The sequence below is a fragment of the Serratia grimesii NBRC 13537 genome (genome assembly GCF_001590905.1).
GTDB lineage: Bacteria > Pseudomonadota > Gammaproteobacteria > Enterobacterales > Enterobacteriaceae > Serratia > Serratia grimesii.
Genome location: NZ_BCTT01000001.1, coordinates 190763 through 212198, shown reverse-complemented (window position 1 = coordinate 212198; position 21436 = coordinate 190763). Strand labels below are relative to the sequence as shown.

At 52.4% G+C, this 21436-nt stretch carries 21 protein-coding genes; 6 read left to right on the top strand and 15 right to left on the bottom strand.

Going from position 1 to position 21436, the window contains the following annotated elements; genetic code table 11:
* Window positions 1-6 precede the first annotated feature (6 nt).
* Window positions 7-888 carry an efflux RND transporter periplasmic adaptor subunit gene (locus SGR01S_RS00930; protein ID WP_061806245.1) on the top strand — a complete coding sequence of 294 codons (882 nt, stop codon included), beginning with the start codon at window positions 7-9 and terminating at the stop codon, window positions 886-888.
* Window positions 889-907: 19 nt separating this feature from the next.
* Here SGR01S_RS00930 and SGR01S_RS00925 read toward each other — a convergent pair whose 3' ends face one another.
* The gene (locus SGR01S_RS00925) at window positions 908-1510 is read right to left on the bottom strand and encodes a helix-turn-helix transcriptional regulator (protein WP_061806244.1); all 603 of its coding nucleotides are present in this window, start codon (window positions 1508-1510) and stop codon (window positions 908-910) included.
* Window positions 1511-1553: 43 nt separating this feature from the next.
* Here SGR01S_RS00925 and SGR01S_RS00920 point away from each other — a divergent pair, with 43 nt between their 5' ends.
* Complete coding sequence (locus SGR01S_RS00920) at window positions 1554-2246, top strand: B3/B4 domain-containing protein (protein ID WP_037415288.1); 693 nt, start codon at window positions 1554-1556, stop codon at window positions 2244-2246.
* Window positions 2247-2308: 62 nt separating this feature from the next.
* On the opposite strand, the gene SGR01S_RS00915 is transcribed toward SGR01S_RS00920, so the two are convergent.
* Window positions 2309-3241 carry an alpha/beta hydrolase gene (locus tag SGR01S_RS00915; RefSeq protein WP_061806243.1) on the bottom strand — a complete coding sequence of 311 codons (933 nt, stop codon included), beginning with the start codon at window positions 3239-3241 and terminating at the stop codon, window positions 2309-2311.
* Window positions 3241-4161 (bottom strand): alpha/beta hydrolase, encoded by a 921-nt coding sequence (locus SGR01S_RS00910; protein WP_061806242.1) that lies wholly within the window; start codon window positions 4159-4161, stop codon window positions 3241-3243. The genes SGR01S_RS00915 and SGR01S_RS00910 overlap by 1 nt, the downstream gene beginning before the upstream one ends.
* A 136-nt stretch (window positions 4162-4297) precedes the next feature.
* On the opposite strand from SGR01S_RS00910, the gene SGR01S_RS00905 reads away from it, so the two are divergent.
* Together SGR01S_RS00905 and SGR01S_RS00900 are read left to right on the top strand one after the other, a co-directional pair.
* Window positions 4298-5188, top strand: a complete 891-nt coding sequence (locus tag SGR01S_RS00905) for a LysR family transcriptional regulator (protein ID WP_255212208.1) — start codon at window positions 4298-4300, stop codon at window positions 5186-5188.
* Window positions 5189-5435: 247 nt separating this feature from the next.
* Window positions 5436-6476 (top strand): NAD(P)/FAD-dependent oxidoreductase, encoded by a 1041-nt coding sequence (locus tag SGR01S_RS00900; RefSeq protein ID WP_061806241.1) that lies wholly within the window; start codon window positions 5436-5438, stop codon window positions 6474-6476.
* A gap of 22 nt (window positions 6477-6498) precedes the next feature.
* Here SGR01S_RS00900 and SGR01S_RS00895 read toward each other — a convergent pair whose 3' ends face one another.
* The 7 genes from SGR01S_RS00895 to SGR01S_RS00865 all read right to left on the bottom strand — a co-directional run bounded on the left by SGR01S_RS00895 (window position 6499) and on the right by SGR01S_RS00865 (window position 14552).
* Window positions 6499-6828, bottom strand: a complete 330-nt coding sequence (locus SGR01S_RS00895) for a cupin domain-containing protein (protein ID WP_061806240.1) — start codon at window positions 6826-6828, stop codon at window positions 6499-6501.
* 72 nt (window positions 6829-6900) lie between these two features.
* Complete coding sequence (locus SGR01S_RS00890; RefSeq protein WP_061806239.1) at window positions 6901-9963, bottom strand: efflux RND transporter permease subunit; 3063 nt, start codon at window positions 9961-9963, stop codon at window positions 6901-6903.
* Window positions 9956-11056 (bottom strand): efflux RND transporter periplasmic adaptor subunit, encoded by a 1101-nt coding sequence (locus SGR01S_RS00885; RefSeq protein ID WP_037415273.1) that lies wholly within the window; start codon window positions 11054-11056, stop codon window positions 9956-9958. The genes SGR01S_RS00890 and SGR01S_RS00885 overlap by 8 nt, the downstream gene beginning before the upstream one ends.
* A gap of 79 nt (window positions 11057-11135) precedes the next feature.
* On the bottom strand, window positions 11136-11750 hold the full coding sequence (locus tag SGR01S_RS00880; protein WP_061806238.1) for a TetR/AcrR family transcriptional regulator: 615 nt from the start codon (window positions 11748-11750) through the stop codon (window positions 11136-11138).
* Window positions 11751-12082: 332 nt separating this feature from the next.
* Window positions 12083-12400, bottom strand: a complete 318-nt coding sequence (locus tag SGR01S_RS00875; RefSeq protein WP_037415267.1) for a cupin domain-containing protein — start codon at window positions 12398-12400, stop codon at window positions 12083-12085.
* 272 nt (window positions 12401-12672) lie between these two features.
* Window positions 12673-12924 (bottom strand): CsbD family protein, encoded by a 252-nt coding sequence (locus SGR01S_RS00870; protein WP_061806237.1) that lies wholly within the window; start codon window positions 12922-12924, stop codon window positions 12673-12675.
* A gap of 131 nt (window positions 12925-13055) precedes the next feature.
* Window positions 13056-14552 (bottom strand): helix-turn-helix transcriptional regulator, encoded by a 1497-nt coding sequence (locus SGR01S_RS00865; RefSeq protein WP_061806236.1) that lies wholly within the window; start codon window positions 14550-14552, stop codon window positions 13056-13058.
* 238 nt (window positions 14553-14790) lie between these two features.
* On the opposite strand from SGR01S_RS00865, the gene SGR01S_RS00860 reads away from it, so the two are divergent.
* Together SGR01S_RS00860 and SGR01S_RS00855 are read left to right on the top strand one after the other, a co-directional pair.
* Window positions 14791-15762 carry a hypothetical protein gene (locus SGR01S_RS00860; protein ID WP_061806235.1) on the top strand — a complete coding sequence of 324 codons (972 nt, stop codon included), beginning with the start codon at window positions 14791-14793 and terminating at the stop codon, window positions 15760-15762.
* An 18-nt stretch (window positions 15763-15780) separates the two neighbouring features.
* Window positions 15781-16011, top strand: a complete 231-nt coding sequence (locus SGR01S_RS00855) for a hypothetical protein (protein WP_037415254.1) — start codon at window positions 15781-15783, stop codon at window positions 16009-16011.
* A 61-nt stretch (window positions 16012-16072) separates the two neighbouring features.
* On the opposite strand, the gene flhA is transcribed toward SGR01S_RS00855, so the two are convergent.
* From flhA to hypB, 5 genes are all read right to left on the bottom strand, one after another.
* On the bottom strand, window positions 16073-18139 hold the full coding sequence (gene flhA / locus SGR01S_RS00850; RefSeq protein WP_061806234.1) for a formate hydrogenlyase transcriptional activator FlhA: 2067 nt from the start codon (window positions 18137-18139) through the stop codon (window positions 16073-16075).
* A 90-nt stretch (window positions 18140-18229) separates the two neighbouring features.
* Entirely contained in the window at window positions 18230-19243 is a 1014-nt protein-coding gene (gene hypE, locus SGR01S_RS00845; RefSeq protein ID WP_037415250.1) for a hydrogenase expression/formation protein HypE, read from the bottom strand.
* On the bottom strand, window positions 19240-20367 hold the full coding sequence (gene hypD / locus SGR01S_RS00840; RefSeq protein ID WP_061806233.1) for a hydrogenase formation protein HypD: 1128 nt from the start codon (window positions 20365-20367) through the stop codon (window positions 19240-19242). Before hypD ends, hypE begins: the two co-directional genes overlap by 4 nt.
* Window positions 20354-20647 carry a HypC/HybG/HupF family hydrogenase formation chaperone gene (locus SGR01S_RS00835; RefSeq protein ID WP_037415245.1) on the bottom strand — a complete coding sequence of 98 codons (294 nt, stop codon included), beginning with the start codon at window positions 20645-20647 and terminating at the stop codon, window positions 20354-20356. The genes hypD and SGR01S_RS00835 overlap by 14 nt, the downstream gene beginning before the upstream one ends.
* Entirely contained in the window at window positions 20638-21432 is a 795-nt protein-coding gene (gene hypB, locus SGR01S_RS00830; protein WP_061806232.1) for a hydrogenase nickel incorporation protein HypB, read from the bottom strand. Before hypB ends, SGR01S_RS00835 begins: the two co-directional genes overlap by 10 nt.
* Window positions 21433-21436 lie beyond the last annotated feature (4 nt).

Here is a 21436-nt window from a genome sequence, read left to right as displayed (position 1 = left end):
GATTCCATGTTTCGTGAACGTACCGTCGTCCTTCTGCGCCCCGCGCTGACCCTTATTGCCGTGTTGGCCGCGTTATGGGTGTTGTGGCAGCTTTACCTCTATTACACCTATGCGCCGCAAACCCGTGACGGCAAGATCCGCGCCGACGTGGTGCCATTGGCTACGGATGTCTCCGGTAAAGTGGACACTGTACATATCCACGATAACCAGGTGGTGCACAAAGGGCAGCTTCTACTCACTTTGGATAAAGTGCGTCTACGTAACGCGCTGGAACAGGCAGACGCCGCCGTGGAACGCGCCAGCGTACAATTGGCTTCCTCACGACGTGAGAACCAGCGTTATCAGGCATTGCAATCGGCGATTTCGCAGCAGGAGCGCGACAACCACCGTGATGCACAGTCGCTGGCCAAGGCCAATCTGGACCAAGCCCTGGCCGATCAGGCGTTAGCACGTATCAACCTGCAGCGTGCCGATCTCTATGCGCCGGTAGATGGTGTCATCACCAACTTCTCTTTACGGCCTGGTGCCTACGCGACCGCAGGCCAGCCGATCATGGCATTGGTAGATTCCAACAGCTTCTACATTGCCGGATATTTCGAGGAAACCAAACTGGGGCAAATTCAAAACGGTGATAAGGTCATTATTCGCATCATGGGTGAACAACGGCCACTGTATGGCCATGTCGATGGACTTTCCGCTGGCATCAATGACAGTGAACGCACCACTGCCACTGGCAATCTGCTCGCTAACGTCAATCCAACCTTCAGCTGGATCCGTTTGGCTCAGCGTATTCCGGTGCGTGTTGCCATTGATGAAGTGCCCAGCGGCATAACCTTGATCGCCGGGCGTACGGCAACGGTCAGCCTAAGTGAAATGCCCCCACAGTAGACGAGCTTACAGTGCAGTTTTAAGCGTGCAATTCTGCAACTGTCATAGTAAAGACAAGCTCTTCATGGCTGTTGTTGGCATATTGGTGTGGAAAATCCGTTTTGGCTACGGCTGAACAACTGGCTGGAACGATCAACGTTGTATCGCCGACAGAAAGTTGGAGTGTCCCTTTTTCCACATGCAACAGCTCACAGGTGCCGACAGGATGCCCAGGAGAAGAAAACTGTTCACCAGGATGCATGTGCCAACGCCAGAGTTCAACCATATCCGGACCACTGGTGCCAGCCAGCAATCGGGCACTTCCCCCCTTTTCGCCTGTCCATAAAATTGGGATCTCCTCTTTCTGGATCAGATGCACCGGCGGCTTGCTGGCCACATCGACAATATCTGCCACCGACAACCCCATAGCCGCCGCGATCTTACACAGCATGGCAATGCTGGGGTTGGCCTGGCACTTTTCGATTTCTACCAGCATGCCCTTACTGACACCGGCACGTCGTGAAAGCTCATCGAGTGAAAGTTTTTTTTGTTTACGAAAGGCTTTAATCCGCTCAGCGACGGCTTCGCTGACTAAATGAATGTCCGCACCAGAGTCGGTCGATTTATTGACTTTATTGGTCATTGGTCGATATCATGAAATAAATTAGTCATTATAGGATTATCCGATGTTTTCTGTTATTCCGTCAATTGATACCGATATTGCCAATATGGCTCCGGGTTTTCGGGCGCTCAGCATCCTGGTTAAAGCCGCGGCAGTAACCCATCCTGAGATGGGTGAGCTTGCGCTAAAACAGGCCTGCCAAGCGGTTTCCGTTGGTGAACCTGAATGGGCAGAAGCACACTTGGCAGCATGGGCCGAAGTATTCAAACGCTTTGGTGCTAAACCTAAGCGCACCCCCTGTTCTGCCGAAGCACTGCGTAAAAGAGTGCTCCGTGATGGTGAACTGACGGGGCTCGATCCTATCGTTGATCTTTATAATGCAGTCAGTCTGCGTTATGCCATCCCGGTGGGTGGAGAAAATCTGGCAGCCTATGTTGGCACACCGCGGTTGACCCTGGCAGACGCAAGCGAACAGTTCGATACCATGAAGGAAGGTTTGCCTGCTTATGAGTCACCAGAATCTGGCGAAGTGATATGGCGTGATGATGTGGGCGTGACCTGCCGGCGATGGAACTGGCGCCAAGGTGTAAGAACGCGCCTCAGTGTAGAAAGTCAGCAGATGTGGTTTATCCTGGAAAGCCTGCCAGAAATGCCCTTATCAGCATTGCATGACGCCGGTGATATGTTGATTGAGGGACTGTTGGCGATGATGCCTGGGGCGGAAATCCAACGGCAACTTATTGGGCCGGGAGCCTAGCACAAATAAGCAATCTTGGTAGTTTGGCGGGCAAATGCCCGCCTGTTCGCGGTTGTAAATGGTTAGGTCAAATGCGTGTCCAGGAACGGTATCACCTTGTCCAATGCTGCACGAACCGCTTCGGGTTTGTCGTACAGTTCGTAATGGGAAAAGTCAGGCAGTGAAACCAGCTCGCGGTGTTTCGATACTGTCGCCCTGCCATACACCTCCATGCCATCACGGAATGCACCAAAGGCACCGACTTTCTCACCAACGACAACCATCATTGGCTGATTGAGCAGCGTTTCTGCAAAAGCAAATGCGTCCCAGGCTAACGTTTTCTGTGCGTGAGAAAACAGCATGCGCGTGGTTCCTCCTGGCTGTTGCCCGCGTGGCGTTTTGTAATAATCCGTGGCTTCAAAAACATCACGCTCTGTCAGACCATGCGTTTTGGCCACTTCTGGATTGGCGGGAAGTAATTCATTGATCTGGAGCTCTCCACCACGTGCTTCCACCGTGCGCTGTGTTGCCATGGCCTGTAACGCACCGAGTGGATCGTAATTGCTGAAGCCTTCGCGGAAGAGTCTGCCTACGTTAACACCTGTGATGCTCACTACCGCCTTGATGCGTTTCTCCGTCAAGGTGGCATTGATGGCATAACCGCCTCCGCCACAAATCCCCAGCACGCCGATACGTTCAGCATCAACATACGGTAAAGTCACGGCATAATCGATAACCCGGCTGATATCTTCTACACGCTGAGTGGGATCTTCAATCCAGCGAGGAAATCCACCGGACTCCCCCTGGAAGCTGGCGTCGTAGGCAATTACCACGTAGCCGGCTTCGGCTAACGCTTTGCCATAAACATTACCCGAAGTCTGTTCTTTGCAGCTTCCGAACGGATGTACACTAACGATCGTCGGGTACTTCTTCGACTCATCAAAGCCCGCCGGTAAATGAATGTTGGCTGCAATGTGCCAAGCCATATCTGCGTTTTGGATTTGAACATTTTTCATTACAGTGTCTCCTCAAAGAACGGAGCCAGGACAGAAACGGCCTCTGTGACATAGCCTTCTCCATCGTACATATCCATATGGTTAGCACCTTCGACAATGTGGTAACGCTTATCATCGCTGGCTGCGCGGTCGTAGATATCGTCACTCATCCATTTACTGCCAGCCACGCTACCGGCCACAATCTGTAGCGGCTGCGTCAGGTAGACTTCTGCCATGTGGTAAGCGTCATACGTGATAATTTGGTTCAGACTGCGGAGTGTGGCGAATCCAGGTGCAGTCGGACATTGCGCTCGCGGCGTGTGGTAATACTCCCAGGCCTGGCGCAACTCCTCATTTGGTGCATCAGCTTCCTTCATCGGTGCCAGCGGCATGGTGCCGATATCGGTACTGTTGGCATCTTGTGTACGTGCATTGGAACCCACCTCCACTAATGGCAATGCATCAATGGAGCTCACATTATTTTCCCAACCGTTACGGAACATAGAACCGATATTGACTGCGCTGACGGTACCGATAGCCTTGATGCGGCGATCCTGAATGGCGGCATTAACGGTATAACCAGCCCCAGCACAGATCCCCATGGCACCGATGCGTGCGTTGTCGATGTAAGGTAGCGTAGTCAGATAATCAATCACCGCGCTGACGTCTTCGGTACGAATGTAAGGGTTTTCCAACTGGCGTGGCTCACCGCCGCTTTCGCCCTGATAAGAGGCATCATAGGCTATGGTGACAAAACCCTGCTCTGCCAATTTTTTGGCGTAAGTGCCAGCGGTTTGCTCTTTAACACCACCACCAGGATGTGAAACGACAATCGCTGGATATTGACGGTTTTCATTAAACTCTGGTGGGAAATAGATAACAGCGGATAAAGAGATCATCGGGTTGTTGGTATTAATGAAGCTTATCTTCTGGTTCATCATCACGCTCCTCATAAGTATTCGGCGGTCAGTAAGACTTTTGTTTTCTACTGACTGATGGCATGAGTCATCTTAAGACTGGACATTCATTTTGATTAGCGGGGATAATCAGATTTCAGTTATAAGTTGGGCTTATAAAATGATAAAAGAGAACCTCAATGATCTGGTCACCTTTATGGCGGTCGCTCAGGAAGGGAGCTTTACTCGCGCAGCAGCAAAAGCGGGTACGTCGCAATCTGCCGTCAGCCAAACGATCAGCAGTCTGGAACGTAGGCTACAGCTTAAACTTTTGAACAGAACCACCCGAAGTCTTACGCTGACTGATGCCGGAGAGCGACTGCTCAGCCTTATTGGTCCGGCTATCGAAGAGATCTCATTAGGGCTTGAACAATTAGCTGATCTGCGAGAAAAACCTACTGGTACGGTGCGTATTTCGGCCGATGAGTACGCTATTCAACAAATCCTATGGCCTAAATTATCCCCGGTCCTTAAAAATTACCCCGACGTCAAATTGGAACTCATCACGGATTATGGTTTGGTTGATATCGCCAAAGAACGTTTTGATGCGGGCGTAAGGCGTGGTGGTTTGATCGCCAAAGATATGATCGCCATACCCATCAGCAACAAACATCAGATGGTGGTGATCGCCTCCCCGCAGTACCTTGCAACACACAATTCTCCCGCGGTCCCAAGTGAATTACTGACATTTTCCTGCATCAATTTGCTGTTGCCCACGCATGAACCTTTAGCCTGGATTTTTGCCATTGACGGGCAGGAGCACAAACTGCGGGTAAACGGGCAAATCGTCGTCAACGGTATCAACCAGGCGCTTCAGGCTTCTGTTGATGGTTATGGTTTTGCTTTTGTTCCCAAGGTGTTAGCACAAAATCACATCGATGCAGGCAAACTTGTCACAGTATTGGACGAATTTTGTATCACCTATCCTGAGTACTACTTGTACTACACCAGCCGTTTACAATCCTCAGCAGCATTCAACGTTATCCTCCAGGCGCTCAGACAGACGTCGTAGAACATGCGTTGTTGATGGCGGGTCTCATACATTCCGCTGAATCGGTCAACATGCCAGCCTTTTACTCACTTGAATGCGTGTGTATTTAACTTAATAACGTGACGCTGTCACTAAAATGGAACGCTACTCACCTTTTTAAGTGAATGCCTTACATACGCATAAATCAAAAAACGATTCCTGTATTTCTATCCACGAAATGGCTATTTTATGAGATAGTCAGGCCCCCTTTTTACGCCAGGAAGCCAGTATGTACAGCGCTGAAAAACATATGATTATTGTGGGTGCAGGGATTGTGGGCGCCTCCATTGCTTTCCACTTGGCCACTCGCGGTGTCAAAGTGACTGTCATTGATCAAAGTGAACCTGCATCAGGCGCAACGGGCAGCTCTTTTGGTTGGATCCACACAACCGTGAGCGATGATGCACCAGATATACTTCTTCGTCGCGCTTCGGTGGAAGACTGGCATCGGCTTGAGCAAGAAGTGCCGGAACTCTCGGTTCACTGGGGTGGCGCACTGAGTTACGGTGATGCTTTATCAGGCCAACAAGATAAAGAAAAAATACTTAAACAGTCTGACATTTCCCAACTTGAACCCGCGATGAATGCTCCCCCGCTATGGGCATATTATGCGAAACAAGATGGCGCTGTTGATCCGGAAGACGCTACCCGTGTGCTATTGAATAAAGCCCGGAGTCTTGGTGCAACAGTGAAAACTCAAACCCCTGTAACCGGGTTTATCAAAACGGGAAGCCAAATCACTGGCATTCAAACACCACGCGAAGTAGTAAACGCAGATAGTGTCATTCTGGCTTGCGGAACAGGCATTTCTCCCCTGCTAACAACCATTGGGATCTCGCTCCCGGTCATGGCTTCGCCAGCCATTTTGCTACGATACGGTATCAGTGAACGTGTTGTTAATACTCTGATTTCGGGGAATGATATTGAGGTTCGTCATGCCCGGAATGGCGATATTCTGGCGGCAGAGGATTATCCAGCAACGGGCAGCACAGAAGACGTGGCTTTGGAAACATTAGCAGCAATTAAACAGAGTCTGAAAGGGACGGAATCAGTCCATTTACTCCGACAATCTGTGGGTCAACGTCCGATGCTGCATGACGGTTATCCCGTCATGGGGTTCGTGGGTGGCGTCACAGGCGTTTATGTTGCTGTTATGCACCCTGCCGTGACCTGTGCAGCCACTGTAGGGCGAATGGTCAGTGAAGAACTGATTTCCGGCAAGAACCTGGCCATTCCTGAAATTTATCGACCGACGCGATTTAAAATTTAAGGGTTACTTTCATGGGATTTTTTCACCCGTAATGAACCGCTAACCAAATCGTCGGCCCGCTTAAATCTGTCCATTCAACGCGATGGCGGCTTTGTGCCGGAATATTCACAAAGTCGCCGACGTTCATTACCCGTATCTCCGATTCATGCTCGAACCGCAAGCCGGCAGAACCCTGTAATACGATGACCCACTCACTTTGCGGCTGGCAATACCAGAAGTCCGGCGGGCTTGATTGCCCGGTAGAGATGATGCGTTCAATATGCACATTCGGTTGCGATAACACTGTCTCGAAGATTTCAGCTTCGGCCTTAAGTGCGGCGTCAGGAAAATGTGTGAACATATTCTTCAACATCTTGACCTTCTCCATTGTTGGCTTCGCCCAGTGAAGTCTTTTATCGTGCAAACAAGTGACAATATCATCACGTTATGCCTTGTCAGGACGGATCTTAAACCAGATAGCGTACATGGCGGGCAGGAATACCAAAGTCATGATAGTTCCACCGAAGGTGCCGCCGATCAACGTGTATGCCAGTGTGCCCCAGAATACCGAATGGGTCAGTGGGATAAACGCCAATATGGCTGCCAACGCCGTGAGCAACACTGGACGAGCTCGTTGTACTGTGGCTTCCACCACGGCATTAAACGGATCCATGCCTGCTTTTTGATTATGAGCAATTTGCCCAATCAGGATCAGGGTATTTCGCATTAAAATACCCGACAGTGCTATCAAACCTACCAAGGCGTTGATGCCAAATGGTTGTTGGAACAGCAGTAATGTGGGGACGACGCCAATCAGGCCCAACGGCGCAGTGAGAAACACCATGACCATTGCCGACATAGAGCGTACCTGCAAAATGATGACCAATAGCGTCAGCGCAATCATGATTGGGAATAGTGGCAACATTGCTTTGGTTGCTTTGGCTGACTCTTCAATCGACCCCGCTTGCTCGATGCGATAACCGGCAGGCAGTTGGTCGATTACCGGCTGGAGTTCTTTTAGTATCGCTGTGGAAACATCTGGTGGTTGCAGCCCTTCTGCAATATCCCCTCGCACAGTCATCGTTGGGGTACGGTCGCGTCGCCGCAAAATGGGATCCTCCATCCGTACATCGACTTCACCCACCTGCGACAACGGAATACGCTGCCCGGCAGACCCCACCAGAGTAAAGCCTTCAATCTTGGCGGGATCGCGTCGAATGTCCCCTGCCGCACGTCCTACAACCTGCACGGCACGAATGTCTTCGCGCACCGTAGTAATCGGTACACCTGAGAGCAGAAATTGCAGTTGTTGCGCCACGCTGTTTGACGTTAACCCCACGGCTTGCAACCGGTCTTGATCCAAAGAGAAATGCAGCGTCGGCACGCGTGGTCCCCAGTCGGCATTGACGGTTCTCATCATCGGGCTGGCTTGCAACACGGCCTCGATCTGGCCTGTAATCTCACGCAGTTTATCGGCGTTCGGTCCCATAACACGATACGCAACCGGGAATGGCGAATACGGGCCAAACACCAACTGGGTGACTCTCACTCGCGCTTCTGCGGCCAGTCCATCTGCCACCGCCGCTCGCAGGCGGAATTTTAATGCCTCACGGGCTGACGGGGTGTCGGTGAGCACCACAATTTTTGCAAACGATGGATCGGGCAGCTCTGGCGCCATCGCCAGATAAAAGCGTGGTGAGCCTTGACCGATATAGGACGTAACGATCTTGGCCTCACCTTGTTTTTTCAGCCAGGTTTCAATTTTCTCGGTGGCAACACGAGTCTGCTCGATGGAGGTACCATAAGGCATTTGCACCTCGATCAACACTTCAGGACGGTCGGAGGTGGGGAAAAACTGCTTTTTTACCTGCCCCATAGCAAGGATGGCCACGATAAAGGCGGCAATCACCGCACCGGCCACCCACCATTTACGGGTGATGACACGGGTCAGTAAGCGGCGGAAACGATTATAGTGGCGAGTGTTATAGATTGCCGCGTGCCCGCCTTCAACCTTCTTGATGTCCGGCAACATCTTAACCCCTAAATACGGCGTAAAGAACACCGCAACCCCCCAAGAGGCGATCAGCGCGATACCGACAATCCAAAACATATTACTGGTGTACTCACCAGCCGTTGACTGCGCAAAACCGTTAGGCATAAATCCAATCGCTGTCACCAGTGTCCCCGCCAGCATAGGGGCGGCGGTGTGGCTCCAGGCATAGGCGGAGGCTTTGATACGGTCGTAACCTTCCTCCATCTTCACCACCATCATTTCAATGGCGATGATAGCGTCGTCAACCAGCAATCCCAGCGCCAGTATCAGCGAGCCCAAGGTGATACGATCAAAGTTTTTGCCGGTGGCTGCCATGACGACAAACACGACTGCCAGCGTCAAGGGGACAGCAGCCGCGACGACAACGCCCACTCGCCACCCCATACTGACGAAGCAAACTACCATCACTACCAGAAGTGCAACGAAGAACTTCACCATAAACTCATTAACGGCGGAACGGATATTAACTGACTGATCGGTCACTTTAGTGAACGTCATACCCAGCGGCATATCCGCGTTTATCTTGGAAGTCTCAGCATCAAGCGCCTTCCCTAAATCCAGTCCGTTCCACCCTTCACGCATCACAATACCCAACAGCAAAGCCTGTTCGCCGTTGTTGCGAATAATAAAGGTCGCCGGGTCTTCATAGCCGCGCTCCACTGTCGCGACGTCCGAAAGCTTCAGAGTTCGTCCTTGCGCCACAATGGGCGTGGCGCGAATCTTGGCCAGGGTGTTGAAGGCACCGTCAAGGCGGAGGAAGACCTGCGGTCCGTGGGTGTCAATCGACCCCGAGGGCGTTAAGGCATTTTGACTGTTTAGCGCAGAAAAAATCTCTTGAGGGGTAACCCCCAATGTGGCGAGCCGATCGTGGGAGAATGAAATAAAGATACGCTCGGCCTGTTCCCCAATGATATTGACCTTCTTAACACCGGGTACATGCAGTAAACGTTGGCGTAAAGATTCTGCATCGCGAACCAACAGACGCTGCGGTTCTCCCTTGGCTTTTAGTGCAAACAGCGCAAAGGTCACGTCAGAGAACTCGTCATTGACCATTGGCCCAATGACGCCCGCGGGTAAGTTTTTAGTCTCATCACCCAGCTTCTTGCGTGCCTGATAGAAAACTTCCTGCACCTCGGAAGGCGGTGTTTTGTCTGCCAGTGACACTAGGGTGAAAGCTAGCCCTGGGCGTGTATAAGTCTCGGTGCGGTCATACCATTTTAGTTCCTGCATCCGTTTTTCGAGCGGTTCGGCGACCTGATCCTGCATTTCCTGTGCAGTCGCCCCCGGCCATGCGGTGATAACCGTCATCTGTTTAACCGTAAATGGAGGATCTTCTGCCCGTCCCAGTTCAAAGAACGCAAGGATACCGGCAACTGCGATAAGAAGAATCAGGAACAGCGTAATAGCCCGTTCGCGAACGGCAAGCGCCGAGAGATTAAAGCGTCCTTCACTCATAGACGGCTCCCGGTAAAGCGGATGTCACCCTTACCTGTTCACCGTCTCGCAGCAAATGGGCTCCCAATGCCACAATCTGCTCACCTGCATTAAGATTGCCGGTAACCATCGCGACATCGTCGCTGATGCTAAGGACTTGTATGGGGCGCCAGGATACGGTTGCCTGCTTACCAGCGATAACCCATACGCCGGCCCCCTGGCCTGGATCAAACAGCGCTGCTATGGGGACCTGACGCATTGTCGCCGTACTTTCATTTTTGACAATATCGAGGCTGACGGTCGCTCCTAAGGGCGCCCCTGCCAGCGGACCGTTAAGTACATACCTTGCCTCGAACGTCCGGGTGGAAGGATCGGCGGCATCAGAAAGCAGGCGTAATGTTGAAGGAACCTCTCCCGCGTTGTGGCCATACAATCGGGCCATAGCCACGCTGCCGATGGCCGGACGCAACGTTTCCGGTAGATGTACTATGGCCTCTCGTTGCCCCGCGCGTGCCAGTCGCACTACGGGTTGCCCTGCACTGACAACTTGTCCTGGCTCGGCGAGCGTATCCATCACCACACCATCGGTGTCAGCCAGCAAAACAGCATACTCGGACGCATTATGCGCAACATCTGCCTGAGCTTCTGCGGCGCTGAGTTGCGCCTTTGCGGTATCCGCAGCCGCTTTGATCTGATCATAGGCTGAAGCCGAAACAGCGCCGGTTGTGACTAGCCCACGGTAACGTGTCTCATCGGCAGTCGCCTGCCGAGCCTGCGCCCGGGCGGCCGCCACTGCTTGTTGTTGTGCTCGTGCCTGCAAGCCAAGATCAACCGGATCCAGTCGCATCAGCGGCTGACCGCGCTTGACGGACTGACCGGTATCGACCAGACGTTCCAGTATCTTGCCGGAGACACGGAATCCCAAATCACTTTGAGTTCGGGCGACCACGACGCCGGTGAATGCACGGGAGATATCGACCGCATCTTCAACCACCGCCGTTCTCACTAACGGCGGCTTATTACGTGGATCGTCGACGGTCGATACGTGATCACAGCCCACCAGGCCCAGCGGTAACAGGCAAGCGGCAATGGTGGCAGGTTTGAGCCGAAGCATGGGGTTCCCTTACGTCATTGGCAAGACAAGAACCGCATTCTCCGACTAGTGACCAATTAAGTCAATGGTCACAACTGTATTAAGGCGATAGGCTACGCAATATCAGGGCCGACAATAGCACCGCGGCTTCCCCGGCGGTTTCCAGGTTATATTGCAGCTGTACGGGGTTGATATAGGGACGCATAACCAAATAAATCGCACTGGCGGTTTCATCCAAAGGGGTCTTGCGTTCAAACTCTCCAGACTCACGCCCTTCACGGAGGATTTGTTGGATGATTTGCAACAGATGCGTCTCGTGCGCTGTCACAGACGGCCATTGATCGCGTGCAGCGACGGCGGCGATATCATAGAGTTTTCTGTCATGGAAGAATAAATCGCTACCGGTCTCTGACAAGGCCCTAAACAAGCGTCTCAGCTTCTCTGAAGCAGTAGGTGCGTCGGTGATTGCTGAGTCCACCAGCGCCATAATCATCGCCAGCCGATTTGAACAGATGACCTCGCCAATCGCCTGTTTGGATTCAAAGAATTTGTAGATATAAGCCTTCGAAAAGCCGATAGCTTTAGCCAGATCAGACACTGTGGTTTTTTCATAACCGTAGTGTCCGAAATATTCGGTAGCGGCTGCCACGACCTGATCGCGAACACTGTGGTCCGAGGGGCCCCGCGTCTGTGGTGTATTTATTTTCTCATTCATCGGTATAGCTTATCTCTGTGCGCCTTGATTCACAATGAGTGACTAATTTGTCATTTTGTCACAATAATGTTTTATATCCCTTCTCTGTTGATGGCTCAAGACGTTGCAGTGAGAGGCACGAACATTGGGATGTTCTGAAACTGGCAGGATAGATTGGATGGGTTATATCGGTTCAAAAAACGATGGCAAGCGGATGTCAGCAGGCAAAACCGATCTCTTTCATTAGGTTTTAGGCCGTTTACCGCCCTAAATCAGAACTCCCCGTAGCTTGAACGGGGAATTCCATCAGATAAGCCATGACGCCCACCAGGCCAATCTGATAAGTACAATCCTTAACGGGCCAGTTCAACCCCATCGAGTTCAGAAATCGCCAGACAGAAAACTTCCGTTATGGCTTCTACCGTATACGCGGTTTTGGCCGGGATCATCAACATTTCATGAGACTGAAGAGTCTGGTCCCCTATTTTGAGCTCACCGGACAGGACCATCAATTTAACCCAGCCCGGATGCATGCGGGCCGACTGCTTACTGCCAGCATCAAGTTTCAACAGCGCCGTGTGCCCTTGCGCCTCACGTTTTAAGATATGGTAGTACACCCCGTCGTAAGGCATATTCTCGTAGTGCAATGTCGCCAGTGTTCTTTTATGCATGATAGCTTCCTAGTAATCGGTGACTAGTTGGATCAAGAATCACTATTCCCTAACGGCCATTGGGCCTATTAATAAATATATAGGACGTATGCGTCAGACGCAAAACAGAGCCCAAGATGGTTTTGGTTCTGTTCAAGGAAGGATAGCTGACAAAGATGATTGCGTAGACGATAGAGGATGAGTGAATTTGGCTATCAATGACAAGCCTATTTGGCAACAGTTCGCCCGCAAAATGCGGGCGATATCAGAAATAAATGGCAGTTAAATCAATCTTAACGACGACGTAACAACAGACCGGCCAATAAACTCACACCGGCAAAGATTGACAAGGTAGTGATGGGTTTTTTCCTGACCACATCGCTGATGCAGTTTAGAGCGTCACCATATTTCTCTTGGACTGTCCCAGCAACGTAGCGGGCGGTACCTTCGGCTTGTAACTGTTCATCGCCAGTCATGTCACCTGCCGCTTCTTGCGCCTTACCCACAACTTTGTCCATAACACCATTGATCTTATCGCTGTTCATTATGCTCTCCTGAGGTTAGGTTCACATCGGCGTCTTTACACGCCGATACCTGTACGGGTTCCCCAATATTAATCTGGCAGTCAATGGTTCATAAGGTCAGTTTGCATGGGCAGGACTAGTTCATTTGCACCCTATTTGCCATTTTTAGGCTGTCGCTCGCCGGCAAACAGCCCCCGCTCTCTGGCCCAGACGATAGCTTCGCTGCGGCTATGCACATCAAGTTTGGAATACACCGTAGCCACATGATTGCGAACGGTATTGGGGGCAAGGTTGAGCCGCGTGGCGATTTTCTTGTCCGGCAGGCCTTCGCAGATTAGCCCCAATACATCGCGTTCGCGGGCGGTAAGATCGGTGAAGGAAAATGCAGACAGGTTGGGCTTATTGATACTTTTTACATTAGCCAGTTTCTCGAGCAGAGTTTGACTAAACCAAGACGCATCTTGCATCACTTCCTCGATGGCAACGACCAACTCAAGTTCTGAACGCTTACGCTCAGTAATGTCCATCAGCACGAGCAGGTAACAAGGGGCATCCTGAATACTCACCGCATCCGCTGAGACCACACAGTCGATCACCTCATTGCCCTTTTTCCGGATTTTAAAATCCTGACTTTCGACGTTGCCAGTTTTCCCCAACGTGGTAAACAAGCGCTGACATTCTCCTTGCCCGTCGATAAAATTGATGTCATCAACCGACTTACCGATCAGCTCATCAGCGGCATAGCCGGTAGTCTTCATAAAAGCTTCATTGATATCCAACACCTGCTGCTTGTCGGCGGTGCATACCAGCGTAGGAACTGGGCTCAGACGAAAGGACTTGGCAAAGCGCTCTTCACTCTCGCGCAACGCTGATTCTGCCTTACGACGTGGCTCAAGATCGGTAAAGGTAAACAGCATGCAATCTTTTTCATTAATGTCTAACGGCTGGCCGGCGACGATCACCAGTTTAGTTCCCCCGGCAGGCAGTTTCAGTTCAGCCTGCATCTGCGGAATAGTTTCCCCGTCTATCAGGCGCTGCACCGCTTGTTCTTTATGCTCTGCCTGCTCCAGTACATCCAATGCGTAGACCGAATTGCCCATGACCTGATCGCGGCTATAGCCGGTCATATCGAGGAACCCTTGGTTGACCTTAATGTAACGCAGATCGTTCAGGCTACAGATGACTGCGGGTGCGGGATTGGCGTTGAAGGTTTTCTCAAAACGCGCCTCTGCACTTGCCCATTCTGTCGCATCGCTCAAGATCAAAACCAGTAACTCAGGCTGTCCTTGGTGATCGGTGATAATCAGGCTGCGTAAACGGTGCACCCAAATGAAATCTAGCTCAGTGCTGGGTTTCACCTCCACCAGTACGTCGCTAAATGTCTCACCATTGGCAACCCGGTTAATCGGGTATTGATCCGCCGTTAAAGGATGATTGTTGCGATAGCGCAAAGCAAAACGCTCGCCATACTCACGGGCATTTGCCCCCAGCTCACTCAGCTGACTCAATCCATGCATGTTCAGAGCGGCTTCATTAGCCCACAGAATAGTCTGGTCGATTTCAATCAGGATCACCCCTTCAGTCAGCCCTGAGATGATCTGTTGTAATTGGCTACGGTTAGTTTCGCTGGCAAGAACGGCCTGGCTCATGTTTTCTCCAAAAGGCGAAAGGTCTCGGGCCGCCGAGCGGCGATCGGAGCTCCTGTAAGTTACGCGACTTCACGATCAGCATAGTGCGTAAGTCATTCATTCGCGGGGTGTGAATGCACTAGGTCTAGCGGTGCAAATGAACCGGGACGGTTGGTGGTGCAGAGCGGCAGACTGATTTAGTCGGCGCGGTTGACTGCTGCGCATACAACCACTTGTCCAGTAAATATAAGGAATAACAATGACCACTGTCTATGAATCCAATCGCTTTGCGTTTCACGTTTCATGGGGCTCAATATTGGCCGGGAGTGCCATGGCGCTGGTGACCTACCTAATATTAAGCGTTCTGGGTACCGCCGTTGGCGCATCTGCCGTGGACCCGATGCATGAAGGCAACCCCTTAAGCGGCTTCGGTGTTGGGACCGGAATTTGGCTATTTGTCTCCACGCTGATCGCCTTGGCCGCAGGGGCATTTATCGCCGGTCGTACGGCTCCGGACCGCGGCGGCTTGCACGGCCTGTTGAGCTGGGCGGTTACCACGTTACTGACTACCTGGTTGGTTATTTCGTTGGCGAGTGGCGTTGTCGGTTTAGCCGGCAATGCCGTTGGCAAAGGGCTATCTCTGGCAGGTAACGGTCTTGCGGCAGCAGCACCGGGTATTGGTGATAGCGTCAAACAGCAGCTTGATAAGAAAGGTATTAGTCTGGACTGGGACGATTTGGAGAATCAGTTGACTACCACACTCAAGCAAACCGGTAAGACTGAATTAGACCCGTCAAAGCTGACGCAAAAAACCGAACAAGCGGCGACGGACGGCAAGCAATCAGCCACGGATGTAACCACTGACCCAACGCAGGCGGCCACAGAGCTCAAGCAATGGTTCGAACGCGTTAAGCAATCGGGTGAACCTGCTTTGAACGCCGCGGATAAGGATGCGCTGGTGAACATCGTTGCAGCACGTACCGGTAAGAGTCACGCCGAAGCAACCCAGATCGTTGATAATTACGCCCAGGCTTATCAGCAGGCGGTACAAAAAGTCGAACAGCTAAAAGCTCAGGCTGAGCAGAAAGCTCGCGAAGCTGCGGACGTGGCTGCCAAACAAGTCTCCCGTGCGGCATGGAGTTCTTTACTAATACTGCTATTGGGTGCCGCACTGAGTTTTGGTATCGGCCGGATTGCGGTATCAACACGTCGTACCGTTGTCGTGAGCTGATGGATAATGAGTGTTTTCATGAAAAGAGACCTGTCATCTATCTCATTGAACTATCAACAAGTCGTCGGGGCTTCGGTCCCCGTGCTTGTCATCGAATTCTTCAATGAAAAAAACGAGCGTTATACCTTGCGCTATAACTTGCCGCCGGACACGCCGGAGCGGACAGAGCGACGCGTGTCCTTACTGTTGCATTTACTCCGCAAGCAAAGGCCGCTTGATATTGACGACGAAACAAAGCTGAACAGTTAAGATCAAGCCTCTAACGATGCCAGAGTCCGATAGCACCGGGCTCTGGCCTTTTATACTCCCCTTACTTGACCAAAACCCCCCATTTTTTCATCCGGGAAAGCAATGTGGTTCGCTTCAGACCCAGCCGCTGTGCCGCGCCACGTGGGCCGGCAACCACACCGTTGGTTTCCTTCAGTACGCGGATAATCCTCTGGCGCTCGTCCTCGCCGGGCTGGATGGGTTCCGCCGCGGGGATAGGCAACGCCATCGAAGGTACAGGATACTGAATCTCCGGCAGTTGCAGGTTAAGTACGGTACCGCGTGTCAGTAATACGGCGCGCTCGATGACATTCTCCAATTCACGCACATTGCCTGGCCATGGCATTTGGCTCAGCAAACGTAACGTTTCCGCCGGGATACTATCGATGGTACGTTTCATCCGCCTTGCGATTTTGTAGGTCAGGAATTTCACCAGTTGTGGAATGTCTTCCGGACGTTCCCTAAGAGGAGGAATGACGATGGGGAACACGTTAAGCCGGTAGAAAAGATCGCTGCGGAATTCACGATCGGCCACCATCTGCTGCAAATCGCGGTTGGTCGCTGCTATCAGACGCACATCAACCGAAATTACTTTGTTACCCCCGACTCGCTCAAACTCACGTTCCTGTAACACCCGCAGCAACTTGGGTTGCAGCTCAATGGGAATTTCCCCGACTTCATCCAGAAACAAGGTGCCTTTGTCGGCCAGTTCAAAGCGCCCCATCCGCTGGTTTGTCGCTCCGGTAAACGAGCCCTTTTCATGACCGAAGAGATCACTTTCCAGCAATCCTGTTGGCATCACTGCACAGTTCATTTTCACCATACGCTGGTCACGGCGCTCACTCAGATTGTGTATAGCGCGCGCAATCAATTCCTTACCGGTGCCGGTCTCCCCCAGAATCAGCACAGAACAGTCGCTTTTTGCCACCATTTCAACCTGTTTGAGCACCGCAGACATCACTACGCTGCGCCCGACAATCTCGCCGAAATCTGGATTGTTACCGTTAATTTGCTCGGTCAGATACAGGTTCTCATGTACCAGGCTCTCTTTAAGCCGGTTGATCTCCTGATAGGCCAGTGCGTTGTCGACCGCAATAGCAATACGTTCGGCAATCTGTTGCAACACACGCAGATTGGCTGCGTTGAAGTTGTCCGGTTGGCATTGTGCCAGTTTCAGTACGCCCAGGGTCTTTTTGCCAAACACCAACGGCAGTACGCAAAGCGTTTGAATCTGGTCATGCCACAGATCGAACAACTGACGTTCATAAGCCGCCAGGCGATCGGAATGCTTTAGATTTAACAGCAGCATCTCACCGCTCTGCATCACCTGTTCCGATAACGTACCGGCCAACGGCACACTGTATTGCTGCCGTTCAACCACGTCATCTTGCAGATAATGGGTGGAGTAGATGGTCACCTGATCGGTTTTATCGTCACATAGCACCATGCTGATGGCGTCGATCTTGAAAAAACGGTGAATTTCCGTGGAGATTTCGCCGATCAAATCATCCAGATCAAGCTTCGACAGCACCGCGTTAGTGACATCGACCAAAATACGGTAATCGTCGCGCTCATGGCGCAACTGACGTTGGCGGTTTTCCGCCTGCTCACGCAACCTGATCTGTTCCACCGCCAGCGCAACCAATTCCATCAGGGTCTGTAACTGCACCAGACTGGCATCACTGAAGGGTTGCGGGCTACTGCGTAACAGTTCACAACCGCCGATCAGGGTACCGCCAGCGTGCAGCGGCATCAGGCAATACTGTTTAAAGGGTGGATACAACGCCAACGCACTGATTTGTGGGTAGCGCGCATGCAGATCATCACTCTGCCAGCGTTGCGGCAACGGGCTTTGTCGCAGTCGGCTCACCGGCCCATTGGACAGCAGAGTTTCATCCTGATAAATAACCGGCTGCCGCTGCGCATCCAGCCCATGAAAGCTGACTCGCTCACTGTACAAATCAAACAGCACCAGCGTCACATGGTCTGCCAGTTGCTGACGTTGCAGCACCTGACGCAATTGCATCAGCAAATTGGCGAAGTTGTGCTGACTGAGCAGCGTGCGGGTAATTTCCAGTAATTCTTGTTTTTCTAATTGAGCATTCGACATTGTTTATCACTTGCCTGAGTCGCGATGATGATTTTAGTGAGTCACGTCACAAAGTGTAACGCTGGGCGACAAGGTTCTCCCCCGACAGGATCAACAAATGCGCGGCAAAGGCTCGGCATGTGGCAAATCCAGTAAGCGGCTGATGCCGTAAGCCCCTTGCATTCTCACTTGTCTCCCTGCCGTCACTCGGCCAATGACCGCCGCGTTGGTTCCCAGGGGATGGGCTTGCAATGCGGCCAAAACCGCATGTTCGGCTTCAGGTGCGGCGACGATGACCAGCTTGCCCTCATTGGCAAAATTGATGGCGTCCAGCCCCAGCAACTCACAAATTCCCCTCACCGCTGGCGCTATCGGTAAGAGACTCTCTTCAATTTCGATACCGACATGTGCTGCACGAGCAAACTCATGCAAAATGGCGTTCACACCACCGCGGGTAGCATCACGCAAAGCCCGCACGCCACTGATAGTGCGTAAGGGCGTAATTAAAGGGGTTAATACGGCGCAATCACTGATGACGTCCAGCGACATCCCCAGACTTTCCCGTAAATTGAGGATAGTTGCCCCATGGTCACCTAATGTGCCGCTGACAATGATGACATCACCGGCCTGAATATGCTGAGCGGCCCAATTAAGATCGGGCGGGATCACGCCGATACCGGCAGTATTGATAAACACTTTGTCAGCAGCGCCACGTTGTACCACCTTCGTATCCCCGGTCACGATGCGAATGCCGGCCTGTTGGGCAGTCGCCGCCATTGAGGCAACGATCTGTTGCAAATCAGCCAAGGGCAAGCCTTCTTCGAGGATAAAACCGCAAGAAAGATACCGTGGCCAGGCGCCGCTGACTGCCAGATCGTTCGCCGTGCCACAAACGGCAAGCTTGCCGATATCCCCCCCGGGAAAGAAGATGGGGTCAATCACGTAACTGTCGGTGGTAAACGCCAGTCGATCGCCCTGCTGTGTTAACTCTGCCAAATTTAACCGCGCCTGATCTTCACGCTGGTCCAATAGTGGATTGGCAAAGGCAGGTAAGAAAAGCGTATCCAGTAACTGTTGCATCGCCACACCGCCACTGCCGTGCGCCATAGTAATCACGTTATTCATGCGGGGGTTTCCTCTGTTTCACGGCGGTATTGGTACCAGGCGGCACAGGCGCCTTCTGAAGACACCATCAGGGCACCAAAAGCATTTTGCGGCGTACAACCGCGGCCAAATAACGGGCAATCACGTGGTTTACAGCGTCCCGTGAGCACGTCACCACAACGGGCAAGAGGATCGTCCGCGACCTGACGATGTTGTGGCCGAAAGCGGCGTTCCGCATCAAAGTCTCTATAGGCCGGTGTTAAGGCAATACCGGAGTCGGCAATGGTCCCAAGGCCGCGCCATTCGCTGCCGCCTCCCAGCACAAATACCTCGCTCATGGCGTGCTGAGCCAGCAGGTTTCCCTGTTCCGGCACCACGCGGCGATATTGATTTTCGGTCCGACTCTGTTGCCCAATGAACTGTTCAACCAGCATCATCACCCCCTGCAAGATATCCAGCGGTTCAAAGCCGGTCACCACCAAAGGCTTACCGTATTGCCGACTGATAAAACCGTAAGGCTCGGTCCCTATCACCATGCTGACATGGCCGGGGGCCAGAAAACCGTCGATGCGCACATCTGGCTGTTGCAACAAACTGCGCAGCGTCGGGATCAGACTAATGTGTTGGCAAAACACACTAAAGTTCTTCAGCCCTTCCTGCCGTGCCTGCTGCAATGTGATCGCTGTAACCGGCATGGTGGTTTCAAAACCAAGGGCAAAGAACACCACGTGCCGTTGCGGGTTTTGCCGTGCCAGTGTCAGAGCGTCCAGTGGAGAGTAAACCACCCGCACATCGGCACCGCGCTCACGGGCCTGCAACAAAGATCCCTGTTTTCCCGGTACCCGCAGCGCATCGCCAAAGGTGCAAAATATCACCTCCGGGTGCGCGGCAATCTCGCAGCAGGCGTCTATGCGCCCCATCGGCAACACACATACCGGACAACCCGGTCCGTGAATAAACTCAATGTGCGACGGCAGCAGTTTATCCAGGCCAAAACGGAAAATGGCATGAGTATGCCCCCCGCACACCTCCATGATTTGTAGCGGTCGCTCAGCGGTAAACGGCAACTGGGCGGCACGGTGTCGGATATGCTGCAACAGGGCTTTTACCCGGTGCGGATCGCGGAATTCGTCAACGTAGTGCATGTTGACCTTCCCCCGTTAAAAACAGCGCCACGTCCTGTTCGACTTCCCCCATCGCTTGCAGTGCCGCCAACATCTCTTCGGCTTCGTGCTGATCGAGGCGGCTCATTGCGAAGCCCACATGGATCAGCACCCAACAGCCGATCATGGCTTCTCTCGGTTCATCGTCTTTGCGAACTAACGCAATATTCACTTCACGCTGTACGCCACAAACGTCAGCCCAGGCATGCTGACGGTGGTTTTCATCCAACGCCACGATCTGCCCAGGAATGCCTATACACATAACTGTTTCTCCAGCCAGGTCAGCCAGTGATCCATGCCTTCACCGCTGGTCGCTGAAAGGGTAATCACTTCAATGGTGGGGTTCACCTGGCGGGCATTGTCGATGCAGGCCGCCAAATCGAAGTTCAGATACGGCAGCAGGTCGATTTTGTTCAGCAGCATCACCCGTGCGGCAGCAAACATATGTGGATACTTGAGTGGCTTGTCTTCCCCTTCGGTAACCGACAGCACCGCCACCTTATGGCGTTCACCCAAATCAAAACTGGCCGGACAAACCAAATTGCCGACGTTCTCGATAAACAACAGACTATTGGGTTTTAATTCCAGGCGCTGGGCGGCCTCATGCACCATTTGGGCATCCAGATGACAGCCTTTACCGGTATTGACCTGGATCGCCGGCACGCCCGTGGCGCGAATACGTTCAGCATCGTTGGTGGTTTGCTGGTCGCCTTCCACCACCGCGCACGGGTGCTGACCACGCAACCGCAGCAGCGTTTCTGTCAACAGCGTTGTTTTGCCGGAACCGGGGCTGGATACCAGGTTCAGCGCCAGAATATGTTGTTCAGCGAAATACTGACGATTGCGTTCTGCCAGGCGATCATTTTTATCCAACACCCGGGTTTCAATGTCCAGCATACGGCGCTGACTGATACCTGGCGCATGGGTACCGGCCAGCCCCAAACCATAATGCAAATCGCCTTGCCTGTTCCGTTGCGGACGGAATGGCACTTTTACTTCTCCTTCAATCGTCAATTCACCCTGGGCACAACCGCAGGTACTGCACATATTC